At 57.4% G+C, this 16,431-nt stretch carries 6 protein-coding genes; 3 read left to right on the forward strand and 3 right to left on the reverse strand.

Annotated elements, in window-relative coordinates:
- Nucleotides 1-263: 263 nt before the first annotated feature.
- Nucleotides 264-1,988 carry a recombinase family protein gene (locus tag XI04_RS04230; RefSeq protein ID WP_271623507.1) on the reverse strand — a complete coding sequence of 575 codons (1,725 nt, stop codon included), beginning with the start codon at nt 1,986-1,988 and terminating at the stop codon, nt 264-266.
- 5,628 nt (nt 1,989-7,616) lie between these two features.
- On the opposite strand from XI04_RS04230, the gene panB reads away from it, so the two are divergent.
- From panB to XI04_RS04245, 3 genes are all read left to right on the forward strand, one after another.
- On the forward strand, nt 7,617-8,489 hold the full coding sequence (gene panB / locus XI04_RS04235) for a 3-methyl-2-oxobutanoate hydroxymethyltransferase (protein ID WP_271596681.1): 873 nt from the start codon (nt 7,617-7,619) through the stop codon (nt 8,487-8,489).
- 13 nt (nt 8,490-8,502) lie between these two features.
- A complete protein-coding gene (gene panC, locus XI04_RS04240) occupies nt 8,503-9,369 on the forward strand; it encodes a pantoate--beta-alanine ligase (protein WP_271596680.1) in 867 nt (288 codons plus the stop codon).
- A 673-nt stretch (nt 9,370-10,042) separates the two neighbouring features.
- Entirely contained in the window at nt 10,043-13,141 is a 3,099-nt protein-coding gene (locus XI04_RS04245) for an efflux RND transporter permease subunit (RefSeq protein ID WP_271596679.1), read from the forward strand.
- A 309-nt stretch (nt 13,142-13,450) separates the two neighbouring features.
- Here XI04_RS04245 and XI04_RS04250 read toward each other — a convergent pair whose 3' ends face one another.
- Both XI04_RS04250 and gmd read right to left on the reverse strand, forming a co-directional pair.
- Nucleotides 13,451-14,449, reverse strand: a complete 999-nt coding sequence (locus XI04_RS04250) for a GDP-L-fucose synthase family protein (protein ID WP_271596678.1) — start codon at nt 14,447-14,449, stop codon at nt 13,451-13,453.
- Nucleotides 14,430-15,515, reverse strand: coding sequence for a GDP-mannose 4,6-dehydratase (gene gmd, locus XI04_RS04255; protein WP_271596677.1), 1,086 nt, complete (start codon nt 15,513-15,515; stop codon nt 14,430-14,432). Before gmd ends, XI04_RS04250 begins: the two co-directional genes overlap by 20 nt.
- Nucleotides 15,516-16,431: the final 916 nt, after the last annotated feature.

Genomic DNA, 16,431 nt, shown 5'->3' on the forward strand with positions numbered 1-16,431 from the left:
GGTCAACCAGCTCCATTTGGGGTCGAGACGTTTCGCGCACGAGGCGCGCCTTACTCGCGGGAAAACGGCCCTGCTCGATCGTTTTGGCGTACATTACTGGCCTTTCAAGCGTCGTCATTTATGAATGCCACCAGGTGCCAGGGCGGAGATCCTCGCACAGCCGGCTTGGGGTGTCCTCGCACCGTTGGTGGAACCTCGTCCGCGTCGTGTGAAGGCGACACCACCACATCGGGTATTCGGCGGCAGGCCCATTCAGCCATCCTTCACGGATCATCCGGTCTGAGCCGGAGTGACGACGCAGTTGAGGCGTCGACGCCGGCGGTGGGATCCCTCCGCAAAGTCTTACGCGGACGGTTGGATAAGATATCGTAGGTTTGGTCGGTGTGGGCTCCTTTGACTTTATTTGGATAGGCCTTTTCGCCGAGCAGGGAGTTCAGCCGGCCTGCTATCTCGACGGCTAAACCACCTGGGCGTCCTGGTTGGCGGAGCACGGTGACCGTCTCGACCAAGTCTCTAATGGCTTCCGCGGCCTCTCCGTCGCCCGTACTGACACCTTTACCCACTGCTTCTTCAAGCCGACCGAGTTGCTCCTCATATCGTTTTAGGATGGCCGGATGCAGCGCAATTTCGTTCGGGGCGGGTGGTTCGCTTTGCAACTCCTCAGATATCCGCTTTCGTTCGGCATCTAAGGCAGTCGATCGCGGCCCGAGAACAGACGGATTGCCATGTCCCTTCGCGATCGCATCGACCAGTCGTTCGATTTCTCGAGTCAACTGCCCTAGCTGCTGCTCGAGGCGGTGTCGCTTTGCCTGTGATGTAGCTAGGAGGCGCTTCCGCTCCTCCAGATACGTTCGTACGTATTCCGAAAACACCTTCGGTGCACGCAGTTCGGCCCTGAGCCCGCTGAGGACTGCACTCTCGACCGCATCTAGATAAAAGGTCTTTGCATCAGAACATGTGCCGCTCTCTTTCGACGCGGAGCAGCGAATACGAGTGCGCCCTGACTTATCGCGTCCATTGGTTGCCATACCCGAACCGCATGAGCCGCACCGGAGCAGTCCGGATAGCATCCGACGAGGCCGACGTTGGTGGCTGGGGTGGATGTGACCGCGCTCTTCCTTGCGTTGCTGAGCAGCCGTGAATAGCTCTGGATTGACAATTGCAAGATGCGGCACTTCAGCCATCTGCCAGTCACTCTTCGGATTAGGTCGCGACAGGCGTTTTCCCGAGTCGGGGTCCTTCACCATCCTGACCTTGTTCCAGACAAGGCGCCCCACATAAAGTTCGTTTAGTAGAATGCCGGCGCCCCTCTCATGATTGCCATTGATTGTTGACGCATTCCAACCTCGTCCCCGCGGAGGAGATACCCGCTCGTTGTTGAGATCATGCGCGATTTCCCGAGGCGTACGGCCGTCCACGTATTCCTGAAAAATGCGCCGGATCACTTGTGCCTCGGCCTCGACAACCACTCGTTCACCACTTCTTCCAGGGACCGCTGCGTATCCGTACGTCAGGCCGCCACCAGCCAAACCTTGCTTAACCCGCCCCGCTTGGCCGCGACGCACTTTGTGCGCATTGTCCTCGCGATAAAGTTGTCCGACCAAGCCGCGAAGGCCCACCAGCACAGTGTTAACGACGCCCTCGTGGACCGCCCGGATCTCGATCCCGAGAAATGACAGCCGCTTATGAATGCCAGCCAGATCTTCCATGTCGCGAGAGAGGCGATCGAGCGCTTCGACGATCACTACGTCAAAGGATCTCTCCCGCGCCTGGTCCAACATCTGTAGCAGGCCTTCGCGGCCCATGACAGACCCGCCCGAACGAGCCCGATCTTCATGGGTACTGACAACAATTAATCCTTCACGCTCGGCATAGCTTTGACAAAGTGAAAGCTGATCCTCAATCGATCGCTCGTTCTGAAGATCGGTTGAGAATCGAGCATAGATCGTCGCTCTTTTCCTCGTTTCGATCGATGAGCTGTCTTTCATGATCCTCCCTCGCGGCCACACGGGCAAGTACTCGCGCGAGACGTAAGATCGCCTTGTCTGGATTCGTCGGCAAGGAAAATTTGCAATCGGCCTCCCCCACGATCGAACCTCTAGGTTATCGCGCAGCTCAACGAGGTGCACGCACCTGCGCTGGCGCCAGTCGACAAGACGACGTGGGGCGAACTGATCATCTCGAGCATCCTTGCTCGGATCATGACCAAGTGTAACGCCCTCCATGAGCTCGTCGTGCAATCGGATGCCCAGGCGAAGAAAAAGATACGAGCGAACGGCGTTGCATGGAACTGATACTGCTAGGAACCGCACAACCTCTCCATTTAGCCAAGACCGAAATGGAAATCCCGGGCTTCGCCACAGGGCTCTATTTCCGCCGTCGAATTCGCCACCAGTTCGGCCGATTGGAGTACTTAGCTAGACCGTGGGCGAGGAGGCGGTGGATGGTTCAACCGTCCTTAAGCAGGTCTACCTAGCGAGGGGAAATGGCCTTCGCCGTTCTCGCAACGTTCAGACATACTGCTATGGCTCGACCTATGGCCTGGATATTGCGTCTTTGTCTCCAGGTGCGCTCCAATGATGCTGAAGTCGGGAATCGGATGCGTGGCTAGGGTGAACAAGCCAGAAGCTCATTGCCCCCTCGCGATAAGCGGCTTCAGGATTGGGTGCGGGGGCAGGGGTGGTCGGCACAACGCGTCAGTTTCTCCCTCGCAAGCCAGCTCAGCCGACCAAATCTGGCAGGTGCCTTGCGGGACGTCTCGGCGATAAAAGGCAGGGCGCCCCGGGCAGCCGCCCAAGGGTGCGAGGTGGCAGCGTTGCAGTACCGCGGCGCTGGCGAGCGAAGTTAGTGGCGCACGTGATAGGGACAGCGCTTTCCGAGGGCCTCTTTGACGAGCGCCGAGTCACATCGTCATTTAACTCCGCTGGCAGCGCGGAGTTGGCGGTTTCAGAGCTTTGAACAGCGCGGAGAGCCGGCCCGCGCTGCCTCCCCTCTAACTCTAAACCTTCTGGGCTCGGAATACCTCAGCACACCAATGGGTGAGCCATGCCCGATCCTGACCGTCGATTGCTGTGAGCCAGAACCTTGCGATGTTCTCGCGATCTGCTGCATAAGCCGGCGGACACGTTCCCTGGCAAGCGTCAGCATGAGTCGAGGCGGCTGCCCCATGTCGAGCGCCGCTGAGATCGCATTTGTCACCAATGGACGGTTTCTCTAATCTGGATCAGAGACGTCGATTGGCGCCTTCTCTCCAGAGAAGGCCGAATTATCCTGGTGCCGCCAAACGCCGCCGATTGCGGTTCGGCAGGCGACGGATCTTTACCGCGCGTACGAGACATCGCAGTTTTTGGCGAGAGCGAAGAGGCAAGCGCGTAAATCAAATGCCTATCTGATCATTGCGCAGCTACAGGGTCCTTTTCGATCGTCTTCGCCGAACAGATCATGGCACGGCGCTCAACGACGGCGGCAGCACGCGCGTATTTTCGCAGCCGATCCCGCACATTCGCACTCTTCGATGTTGCGAGTTGTTCCGCCGAGTCTCGGCGAAGCAAAATGGTGGCACGCCGTTGAGGAACCGGCAGACGCGAATTCAAAGCTATGCTGAGCACAAATAACATCAACGCTGATCGCCCGCAGCCTCACAGAGTGAGGCCGCGCGTTCTCGGGGATCCATCGCGAAAGATCCTGCGGGAATTCGGAGCCACGCGCTCACTGTACGCCAGAGGCGCGACTGCACTGCGGCACGCACAGCCGTCATTGCGTTGCTCGTGTGGCTTCATTTTGGGAACGCAAGCCGTTTGGTCGCTCGCGAGAGAATGAATTGACCGATGCTTGGTGAAAGAAGAGCATGCAGACGCTTGCGCCTCTACAAAATCAACCTCTGCCCGACATCGAGCTGTTCGGCGCAAACTTTATCGCGCAACTGCGCTCCAAAAACGGCAGGAAGCCTGCCGCAGACGCTAGCCCGAGGGACAAACGCCTGGAAGCCAACGCTCGCCGCCGCAAGCCGTGCTGGCCATACCTTGGTCTCTCGCAAAGCAAGGCCAGCGTAGAAGCGCTGGGCTACGAGACCTTCGCCAGAATGGCGAACAGCGCCCGGAGCTATATCGGGGACAAAGGCCGCGGTGTAGTGAGGGAGCTCCAGTGCTTATACGCAAAGACGCTCTGGATAACGGCGTTACGGAGCGACCGATACCGCCGAACCCCGCGAAGCCTGCTGCCTTCATGCAAGGTAGTTCAACGCGGCGTGCTTGCTCATTCGCCGCCGTGCTGTGCATGACTACCAATGCTGGTAGGTTACCCGAGCCCACTCTCTCTCTAAAGTCCCACTGTACCCTGAGGCGGCGGGCCTCACGGGAAAGCCGGGTGGGTTAGCCTTGTGATCCCCCGAGGCTGACTACTGAGCCAGCGGTACGTGATAGGGACAGCGCCTTCCTTCCTCCAATGGGGGGGGGTGCCGAGTCATGTCGCCCCCAGCGTTCCGGCGAAGCGGATGCGACAGATAGCGCATTTATCCACCCTCCCTGGTGGACATCGGCGCCGAGTCGCATCCGCGCTCTTTCTCTCGAACTCGCTAATTGCGTCTAATTTTCGCGCCTGACAGGGAGGTAGGCTGACGAGCTCATTAAGCATTTTGACGAATCGAAACCCAATCGTCCTCCACACGCGAACCCAGCGTGGAGCACGAGCCGGTAACGGCGCGAGGTATTCGAATTCGAAAGCAAGTGTGCGCAATCCGAATGGCCAATCCTGCATCGAAGAGCCCACGAGCCAGGGGGCGTGAAGTCATACGGCGATCAGTCATTAAACGCGCGGTGGATTGGGTGAGTGTCAATCCGGCGCGTGGTCCCAATGCGGTTGCCGCTCATCGCAAGCGCGCCGAATTGCTGATCTGAGGCGTAACGGCGATATCGCTGCCAGCGGCAAGCGGCCCGCCCACATGCTCACCTTCATTATTTGATTGCGCAGGTCTGTCAGCTTTCGGTAAGCCAGCCCCGATAAAAAAGCGTTGGGTTTAACGGGGCTTGGCAGGGACAGCGCATGAGCTGAAGGACCACCATGTGCCGAGTCACGCTTCCGTTAAGCTCATTGCATTGCGGATGCGGCAGAGTGGTGCCTCATGATGCCCCCCCAGGCTGCCAGGCGCCGAGTCGCGTCCGCAATGCGCTCACAACTCGCAGGTTAGTTCTCCTCTCGATTTCGATCGTTTTTGCAAGCAATCAGCTTCTTGCCGCTGCTTAAAGCTCAGTTTGGAGCAGTTAGCTGGGTGGCAGGGAAAGCGTTGCCAACTGCATGCGTGGCGAAAAAGTGCTGATTCATGTTCTGCTAGTTCAACAAGCAGTCCGGGCGGGGTAGGGACAGCGTCTGCTCCAGCGCAACCAAACGGCGCCGAGTCGCACCCACACTGCTTCCGATCAATTTTCGCCAACACTCAGGAAGGGAAAGGAGAGTGCTTTGGCTTAGTCCGGTGCGCTGTTGTCTTGATGCAATTGTGTCCGCCACGTGTGGCAACGACGACGCACGCAGCGTCGTCGATTCTTCAACGCGGTACTTCCTGTCGCGGCTTTCAAGGTCTCGGATAATCTTCTCATTCTATCGCGCTTCGTCTGGACTTGCCCTGCCAACATTCTTGCGCCTCTCATGTGCGTTCGGCCTGACATTGTCTTTTATGCACTGTTTTCTATCTACGCCCACGTGTCTGGTCATGCTGGTGTCTCCAATCGCTTTAAGGCAAAGGCCCAGTTTAGAGGGGCGACGATGAGATGGGGCCGACCTATTTTGGTAGGTGCCCTTCATTACTTCTCGCAGATATAACTTAGTCACCCTTGAGAATTTGAGCCTCATGGGAGCAAAGGTGGCCAGCCCCAGTCCTTGTGACCGGGTTGGCCGCCAGCGCTTGCGACACCATGCCCAAGGCAGCTACAGGCCAAAAATGCATATATTGGAGCGGCATATCACGACCCTGCGGTCGCAAGCGCTTGCGGTGCTTGTAGCCAAGCAGGTCCGTGCCTCCGATCAGTCTCTGGGACTATCAGATCGCAAGGTCGCCACATTGAACATGGACGAAGTCCAGGCAATGCTAACCATACTCGATTGCATGAAACCCAACCTGCGGCCGAAGGAAGCACGGCAGATCGCTGCGCGCATACGCGCGCTTTTAGAGGGGGCGCATGAGTGTCAGCCGGTTCGGGTAGCATGTCTGTGAGCCCCCTAGTGTGAGCTCTCGGTAGGTTGTCCAACAGGTCGTGAACGAGGAAGCTGGAGTTAGCGAAGCTTTAGCCCACTCCTGGAGAATTGATAGGCACGCATAAGGATGCGGCTCTGACGCCGAGAGATCGGGAAGCCATGGTCCCGAGCGTGAGAGCCTGACAAAGGCCAACCGCGCTGCAATTCAGGCCAAGTCCGTCGCCAAGTGGGTCAAGCGTTCCGCAAGGGCAGGTGTCAATAGCGTGATCGCTCTACAAGGTTTCTTTGAACGCCGAGCCAAACTCTGCCTGCCACATGCGCCGAAGTCGGAGTGCGACGACCGCGCTATGCCGATTGCGCAGCTTGACCCGGCCGAACCGGTGCGGCGCTATGAACGTGAACATCCCGTGAGCTGACACATCGATATCAAAAAGCTGGGCAAGTATAACTGTGCCGGCCGGTTGAAAGAGCAGCCTGCGGGTACGCGGCGACGAACCTGGCCAGGATTATGTCGACATCTGAATCGAGGATGCCTCAATACCTCCAGCAAGGCGATGAAGAGCGATCGTCAGGGCTGCGCCGCGGCCGTCCTCAAGGCGAGGACGCCACAAGCGTCGGCGTCAAGACCAGCAAGTCAGGACCGACAACGGACCCCGCTACGAACCTTTGCTTCCCGCTAAAGCGGGCGAACGCCTCGGCCTCGAGTAAATCGGCACCAAGTTCTATTGGGGCTCTTTAGCGACCGAGATCTGCTGCTGCGGTGCTTGGAAATGCGATCTTTGTCAGGCCGCAGTATTGCGCACCTTGGCGGACCTCAAGGCATTCTACACTGCGCATCGTCGATCCAGCCCGTGAGCTGCTCTAGAGCAGACCGGATCGCTTGCCTACAGCGGCAGCCGGTAGGCGAATCGGCGGAAGCCGACGCACGCCTGCATTACTAACAGACAAGCGAAGAAAGTCTCGCGGCGATGATGGCGCAACCAAAAGGATTTTCATCCATTCCCGGCCCATCTTTGAGCCGTCGATTTCTTTTTCTCTTGTGCAAGTTGACAATTTTCTTCCCCGCTCCCTAGGAAGTACCGTTTGCGCGGAAGGCTGAATTTCTTCAAACGAGAACAGTATACGCCGCGAAGCATGAGACGGAGGCAATCTTCATTACCACGGTTCCATCAGCCCTCGATCCACCCCCTTATCTCGCAGCGGCCCTCCACCAAGGAGTTCGTAAACATCCGCAACAAGAACTCCGGGACGCAGTCAGTTAAGCTAAAGCCGAAGAAGTTCACCTGCGTTTCGCAGCAACTAGACTGCTGATCACCCGACATACTCGATCATTTCGTCGCTGTGGATAGCTATGACTTGAAGTCGTTGACGAGTTAACCGAAGTTCAAGCTTTGCCACATTCGCACCTGCAAAATCGAACTGAGGTCCAAATGAGCCACGTTTCGGAGAAGCCGACCGATCGCATCACAATTCCCATGCTGCAGCGGTGGAAGCAGGACGGTCGGCGTCTCGTCATGACGACTGCCTACGACGCGGTTGCGGCGCGTATCGCGGATCCGTCCGTCGACATCATTCTTGTCGGTGACAGTGTGGGTAACGTTTGCCTTGGATTCGAAAATACGCTTCCAGTGAGCGTTGCGATGATGAACCATCATCTGGATGCCGTGGTACGTAGCAAGCCTCGTGCTTTACTCGTCGCCGATATGCCGTTTCTAAGCTTCCACGTCAGCGTCGAGGAAACGATACGCAATGCTGGCGGATTCCTGCAGCGAGGCGCAGCTGCAGTGAAACTCGAGGGCGGTGGCAAGAGAATCGAGATGGTACGGGCGCTCGTCGATTGCGACATTCCTGTGATGGGTCATCTCGGTCTTATGCCTCAGAGCGTCAACGTGATGGGCGGCTTCAAAGTGCAGGGTCGGAAAGCGGATGAAGCGTTGCGTTTGCTCGATGATGCTCACCTTCTGCAGGAGGCCGGCTGTTTCGCCTTGGTCTTGGAGGGCATTCCGGCCGAGCTTGCTGCTCGAGCGACCAAGTCCTTGACAATACCGACAATCGGGATCGGCGCCGGCCCGGACTGTTCAGGCCAGGTGCTCGTGTTTCACGACGTACTGGGCCTCACTGGAGGTCATCGCCCCAAATTCGTTCGCGCCTATGCAGAAGGCTTTCAGCATTTGCATGATGCGCTCTCGCGCTGGGCCGCGGATGTCCGCGGTGGTGCATTCCCGGGACCGCAAGAGTCCTACAGGCTTCCCGAAGACGTTGGAGAGTCAATTGCCACCTGGGCGCCGTCCAACCCAACTTGATATAGAGCTCCACATGCAAACAATCACGACGGTCGCTGAACTTCGCCGTACTCTCGCTAAATCCCGCGGCGCCAATCGACGGGTCGGATTGGTGCCGACAATGGGCTATCTTCACGATGGCCACATGGCGCTGATCGCAGCGAGCCAGGCGCAATGCGACGTCACGGTCGTCAGCATCTTCGTCAACCCCACTCAGTTCGGACCAAACGAGGATCTCAGCAGCTATCCGCGCGACTTTCTACGTGATGAGGAACTGTGCCGTGATGGCGGTGTTGCGATCCTCTTCGCGCCGGATACACAGGAAGTTTATAGGAGCCATTTCGAAACCTTCGTTGAACCGGGCGACCTCGCCAAACCTCTGTGCGGAGTCTTCAGGCCTGGGCATTTTCGCGGTGTGGCGACCGTCGTATGCAAGTTGTTCAACATGGTGCAGCCCGATGTCGTATTTTTTGGGCAGAAGGATTTTCAGCAATGCGCAGTCGTGCGTCGCATGGTGATTGATCTCAATCTCCCGATCGAGATGGTCACTGTACCAACCGTTCGCGAACGCGATGGGCTCGCAATGAGCAGCCGCAACCGCTATCTCAGCAAAGAAGAGCGTCAGCGGGCCCTTGCGATCAACCGGGGACTATCCGCCGCGCTCGACGAATTTCGCTCGGGAGAGCGCAACGTAGAAAAGCTGATTGCGGTCGCCAAGGGGCATTTAGAGGCAGTTGACAGATTGCAGTATCTTGAACTTGTCGACGGTGACACGCTCAAAACCGCCGATAGTCCACTGCGGCGCCCCGCGGCGCTTTGTGCGGCAGCCTACGTTGGCTCAACGCGTCTGATCGACAACGTCTTACTGGGTTGCCAACTCGGTAGCGAAATGCGTAGCTAAACCGCGCGCAGCATATTGAGTGGCAAGAAATGCTCAAAGCACCTCCGAAAGGCGCGTCGAGCTGGCAGCGAAGGGCCAACTCCAACGCGACTTTGTTTAGCGAGTTAGCGAGGATAGGTAGCCGGTGCGTATGGAATATTGTGGGACCTAAAACTTTGTGTCTGGCAACATCACCAGATTTGCTCTACGGCGATCAGCGATCAATTCGACAAACCTTCGTATAGTGCTCTATAGCTCAGGCTATATCACCCATTTACCTTTGTAGAGTTGAGCACCCGTCACGTCGCGTGTACTTTCGACGTCGAACCTCAATCATTGGTCTGCGGGTCAGTGCGAAACCTGAGCTGCTGCCTTGCTATAATTCGTTAAGCTCCAATCAGTCGTTACGACGAACATCTGGAGTCAGGACCTCCGGCGGAGAAGACAGGGGCTTTATAGCAGGCGCCGATCATCGAGATGGGGATTTAGCCATCAGAGCAGCGGAATAACATTCACTCGAGCGACGAACATGGAAGCGAAGGATAGTGCGTCCGCACCCGCGAGCACGTGAGCTCTTAGAGTAGCCAATAGCGCGTCCCTCGTACCGGGGGCTAGCACAGCCGCAGCATTGGTGATCATTGCCGCTTTATAAGTTGCGGCGAATCTGCATCCCACCCTTGATACATGAGTCGATATGGCATTTACCGAGCTTTTCATCAAACGTCCGGTATTGTCTATCGTCGTCAGTTCCTTGATTTTGCTGATCGGCTTGCGCGCGGCCACCGTACTGCCGATCCGGCAATATCCCAAGCTATCTAATACGGTCGTCAATATCACGACGTCCTATCCTGGGGCTTCTGCCGACATGATCCAGGGGTTCATCACCTCTCCCCTGGAGCAGGCTGTCGCGTCCGCCGAGGGGGTTGACTACATTAGTTCCTCGTCTGTGCTTGGTACTTCGACCATCAAAGTCTACATAAAGCTCAATTTTGATCCCAACGAAGCGCTCACGGAGGTGCTCTCCAAGGTCAACTCAGTCAAATACCTGATCCCAAAGGAATCAAGCGATCCAGTTGTTACGAAGTCGACGGGTCAGAAGACTGCTGTCATGTACATCGCCTTCTCCAGCGAGGAACTGGCGGCAAGTGCGATCTCCGACTATCTCTCACGCGTTGTGCAACCGGTTATCTCAACGGTCGACGGCGTTGCAGCGGCAGACATTCTGGGCGGCCAGAATTTTGCGATGCGGCTATGGCTCGATAGTGCGAAAATGGCTGGGTACGGCGTGTCGCCGGCTGAGGTTTCGGCTGCAATCGCCGCTAACAACTTCCAGGCCGCGGCGGGTCAGACCAAGGGCTATTTCACTATCTTCGATGTCACGGCAAACACGGATCTGCGGAGTGTCGAAGATTTCAAGCGCATGATCGTGAAGGCCAATGACGGTGGCTTTGTGCGCGTGGAGGACATTGCGGTAGTGGAGCTTGCCGCGCAGACTGCTGACGTTAGTGTCGCGATGAATGGCGAGCACGCGGTCTTTGTCGGCGTGCAGGCGAGCCCGCAAGGAAATCCTCTAAACATAGCGCGAGGCGTTCGAGGGCTGTTTCCAGAAATCGAGCGTAACCTGCCGCCGTCATTGAGGATGAAAGTAGCCTACGACTCCACCAAATTTATTCAATCATCGATCGATGAAGTTGAAAAGACGCTCATTGAGGCCGTCGTGGTCGTTGTGGTCGTGATCTTCCTGTTCCTGGCCTCGCTGCGCTCGGTCATCATTCCGGTTGTCACTATTCCGTTGTCGCTCGTTGGTGTCTGCAGCATGATGCTCGTGCTGGAGTTTTCATTCAATCTCTTGACCCTCCTTGCAATGGTACTCGCTATCGGTCTCGTAGTCGACGACGCGATAGTGGTGGTGGAGAACATTCACCGTCATTTAGAAGAAGGTGCAACGCCGCGAAAGGCTGCCACAGCGGGAGCGCGCGAGATCGTCGGCCCCATTGTCTCGATGACGATTACTTTGGCTGCGGTGTATTCCCCAATCGGATTTCTAGGCGGCCTCACCGGTGCGCTATTCCGCGAGTTCGCGTTTACGCTAGCGGGAGCGGTGATCGTCTCGGGCGTGATCGCTTTGACACTATCGCCGATGATGTGCTCGCTCCTGCTGAAGCGCGACGAGGGGGGACGGTTTGCACGATTTGTGAACCGTGGGTTCGGCGCCATGACACAGTGGTACGGCCGCAAGCTCGACCGCTCGCTTGACTATCGACCGGTTACGGGCCTGTTTGCACTTACCATGCTTGGCCTCGTCGGCTTTCTCTATATGCACACTTCCAAAGAACTCGCCCCCGAGGAGGATCAAGGGATCGTATTCGCTTTAACGAAGGCGCCGAAATACGCCAACATCGACTACCTCGACTATTACGGCACCAAGCTCGAAAACGCGTTCCAGAAATTTCCAGAGACTGACTTGAGCTTCGTGCTCAATGGCGTTAGCGGCCAGCAGAGTGGCCTCGCGGGCATGCTGCTCAAGCCCTGGGACGAGCGCAAGCGATCATCGATTGTACTAAAGTCCCTCGTCCAGGCCGAGCTGTCAAAAATCGAAGGCATCAACGCGTTTGCCTTTAGCTTGCCTCCGCTTCCGGGCGGTTCGGACGGGCTACCAGTGCAGATGGTGATCAATTCGACCCTTGGCTTCCAATCCATCTATGAGCAGATGTCAAAGCTGAAGGATGCGGCGCGTAAGAGCGGCCTGTTCATGGTGAGCGACTCCGACCTGGAGTTCAACCAGCCGGTGGTACGAATCAAGGTCGATCGATCCAAGGCTAACGAGCTTGGCATAACCATGCAGACCATCGGGAATGCGCTTGCCACATTACTGGGGGGAAACTATGTGAACCGCTTCAATTTGCAGGGCCGCTCATACCAGGTGATCCCGCAGGTTCCCCGAGGGGAACGTCTGGTGCCGCAAGCAATCGGGAGCTATTACGTAAAGAACGCGACAGGCTCAATGCTTCCACTGTCTACCGTAGTCTCCATCGAGACCGCCACCGATCCGAACGCGCTCACCCACTACAACCAGCTCAATTGCGCGACTTTTCAGGCAGTGCCGATGCCTGGCGTCACGATCGAACAGGCTGTGGATTTCCTGGAAGCCGAGGCGAAGAAACTACCCGCAGGCTTCAGCCACGACTTCCTGGCCGACGCGCGCCAGTATGTGCAAGAGGGTAATCAACTGGCCATTACATTTGCATTTGCACTCATCATCATATTCTTGGTGCTTTCGGCTCAGTTCGAAAGTCTGCGCGACCCGCTCATCATTATGATCAGCGTGCCGATGGCAATTGTCGGCGCGTTGATTCCGCCGTTCTTTGGCTGGGCGACCATGAACATCTACACCCAGGTTGGACTGTTGACACTTGTCGGGTTGATTTCTAAGCACGGCATCCTGATGGTTGAGTTCGCCAATGAGCTGCAGCTCAAGGAGAGATTTGACCGTCGCTCGGCTATAGAGATGGCGGCGCGCGTCCGATTGCGCCCAATATTGATGACCACGGCGGCGATGGTCACGGGCTTCATCCCCTTGTTGACTGCAACGGGAGCTGGAGCGGCGAGCCGCTTCTCGATCGGGCTCGTCCTCGCCGCCGGCATGTCTGTCGGCACTCTGATCACGCTGTTCGTTCTCCCAGCCCTCTACGTGGCGATCGCGTCCGATCACCGTGACGACGCGAGCGCCGACCGCGCGAACCTAGCCGAGCTCGACTTCACCGGCGCTGCTGATGCCGAGATGGCTAGGTAATGACCATCAAATAGATGTGGGTTTGCTCCGTGGTGCGCGCGAAGGAGCCTAGGACCGCTTCAAGTTACTGGGACGTCGAGACTTCGCGCACTTGGCGCCGAGCTGGGCGCCTCATCTCCTCGGAGAAGAATACTTCGGTGGTCCGCTGGTGGCTGCTAGGCGAAGCGGCGCCGGATATTCACGGCATCGGAACCAAGCTCGACCCGCCGGAGGGGGCAAAAGACAGTTGGTGCTCTCTTGATAAAACGGTGGATTTACCAATCATCGTGAATGGCTCGGCCCGCCATTCGGATCGTTGGTGGGATTGCTCTAATCCGTGATGCAGGCTTCCTTCTCGAGAACAAGCCGATCACTCTTGTGCCGTCGATCGCTCTCAATACGAAACGCCCGGTATGCCAGCTGAATGCCCTCGTTGAGCGAGGTGGTGGCGCGCCAGCCGAGCCCGGATAACCGACTGACGTCGAGCAGCTTGCGCGGCGTTCCGTCGGGGCGCGACGTGTCGAAGCTGATCTCACCGCGAAAGCCGACGGCGGCCGCAACCATGAGTGATAACTCGGCGATGCTGATGTCCTCGCCGGTGCCGATATTGACCGGTTCTGGCGAGGAGTAGGTCTTCATCAAATGGATGCAGGCGTCGGCGAGATCGTCGACGTAGAGAAATTCGCGGCGCGGCTTGCCGGTACCCCACACCACGACGTTGCTTCCGCCCGCAATCTTGGCCTCGTGGAAGCGGCGGATCAGCGCGGCCATGACGTGGCTGTATTCGGGGTGATAATTGTCGCCAGGCCCGTATAGATTGGTCGGCATCACGCTAATGAAATCGGCGCCGTACTGGCTGCGATACGCCTCGGCCATCTTGATGCCCGCGATCTTGGCGATTGCATAGGGCTCGTTGGTCGGCTCCAGCGGGCCGGTCAGCATCGAGTCCTCTCGCAGCGGCTGCGGCGCCAGGCGTGGATAGATGCAGGAGGAGCCGAAGAACATCAGCTTCTCGCATCTGTTGGCATGGGCCGCCTGGATCACGTTGCTCGATATTGCGAGGTTGTCGTGGAGAAACTCGGCGCGCAGGGTGTTGTTGGCGACTATACCGCCGACCTTGGCTGCGGCGAGGAACACGGCCTGCGGCCTCTTCGCTGCAAACCAGGCAGTCACCGCGGCTTGGTCACGCAGGTCAACCTCGCTTCGTGACACCGTCAAGAGATCGACCTGCTCGCGTGCCAGTCGGCGCACCAGCGCCGCGCCGACCATGCCGCGATCGCCGCCGACGAAAACGGTCTTGCCTTTCAGCTCAAACGCCGCGATTGCCATTTGCTGCGTCCTGTCTGGCTTGGACGAGATCGCTGGCGACCATTTCCTTCACCATTTGCGAGAACGACGTTTTCGGCGCCCAGCCGAGTTTTGCGCGCGCCTTGCTGGCGTTCCCGATCAGGAGATCGACTTCGGTTGGACGGAAATAGGTGGGATCGACCTGTACCAGGGTCTTGCCAGAAGCCTTATCAACGCCGACCTCCTCGACGCCCTTGCCACGCCATACGATGCTGCGCCCGACCTCGGCAAACGCCAGCTCGACGAACTCGCGGACAGACCGCGTCTGGCCGGTCGCAAGCACGAAGTCGCCGGGCTCGTCCACCTGCAGGATCCTGTGCATGCCTTCGACGTAGTCGCGGGCATGGCCCCAGTCGCGCTTGGCGTCGAGATTTCCGAGATAGAGCTTGTCCTCGAGGCCGACCTCGATGCTGGCGACGGCGCGGGTGATTTTTCGAGTGACGAAAGTCTCGCCGCGGGTAGGACTCTCATGATTGAACAGGATGCCGTTGCTCGCGAACATACCGTAGGCCTCACGGTAGTTCACCGTAATCCAGTAGCCATAGAGCTTGGCGACGCCATAGGGCGAACGCGGATAAAATGGCGTGGTTTCCGTCTGTGGCACCTCTTGCGCGAGGCCGTAAAGCTCGGAGGTCGAGGCTTGGTAGAAGCGCGTCTCCTTTTCCATGCCGAGAATGCGGATAGCTTCCAACAGGCGCAGCACACCGATCGCGTCGGCATTGGCGGTGTATTCCGGGCTCTCGAAACTGACCTGGACGTGGCTCTGTGCGGCGAGATTGTAGATTTCGGTCGGCCGAATCTGCTGCACAAGCCGGATCAGGTTGGACGAATCGGTCATGTCTCCATAGTGCATTAAGAACGGCACATCGGCGGCATGCGGGTCCTTGTAAAGATGATCGACGCGCGCGGTGTTGAAGGAAGACGACCGGCGCTTGACCCCATGCACGGTGTAACCGAGACCGATCAAATGCTGGGCGAGATATGCGCCATCTTGCCCGGTGACACCAGTAATCATCGCGACGCGCCGGTTTGAATTGTGAGCCACCATGATGTCTCGTTTACTTGCGCCAAAAGAGTTCGCTATGAAAAGCCATTGCGTAGTCGCTTCCCGAAAATCTAGATGGGCACGCGCGCGCCAATCTCACTAAAGGAGCGCGATCGTTAGCCCCTGTCATACACCTCATGAAGGAATACAACACCATATACGTTGATTTATAGGTGGACCTGCCAACACATTGATCTTAAGGGGATGAAACTCAGGCGACGTCGCAACGGTGATGATCCTAAGCAGGTGAGATGAATTGTAAGCGCCGGTGCGCCCGCTCGGGGCGCTTTCCGGCTGGCTATATTTCCAAATGAGACAGATGTCGTCCATCTGTGAGCCTTATCTTCTCACGCGCATGTATGCATCCGCGCGCTCTCAGGGAGGCGGAGGAGCTGCGGGTTGCGGCTTCCAAATAGGAGACTCAGTCTTAACGGTCGGCATAACAACTATAGTCCCCGCCGGTCCCAAGTAGCTGGTTTGCAGCAGGCGATGCACAGCCGACGTAAAACAAATGAGAAGGACTGGCAAACGTTGGTATAGACCGTCGAACATTTCGATATCGAAAGTTTACGTTAGTACAATGGAGCTTCGACGCCGATCCTCTAATCTTGACTGAACGTAAGTTGCCTCAGTCCGAGTATGACAAGTGTCTTGAGCCCGCGCCGGAAATTCGTTCTGAGGAGAACTAGACAATTCAAGCTAGAGCCGCCGCGCAGGTATATCACCAGCAGACCACGTAGAGGATGTGGGCAGCGTTCTTTTTCTGTCTGAGCCGGAGGGAAGCCGAGACCAAACGTGACCGCTCTCTCGACCCGATCCTGAGACGCATAGACTCAGTTGTTGCGCATCAACTTCATCGCGGGGGCGGTATCGCTGCTCATTGTTTTGGAAACTTAGAAGGGGGGCGCGAGATGGCTCA

It is taken from the genome of Bradyrhizobium sp. CCBAU 11430 (assembly GCF_028128855.1).
Lineage (GTDB): Bacteria > Pseudomonadota > Alphaproteobacteria > Rhizobiales > Xanthobacteraceae > Bradyrhizobium > Bradyrhizobium ottawaense.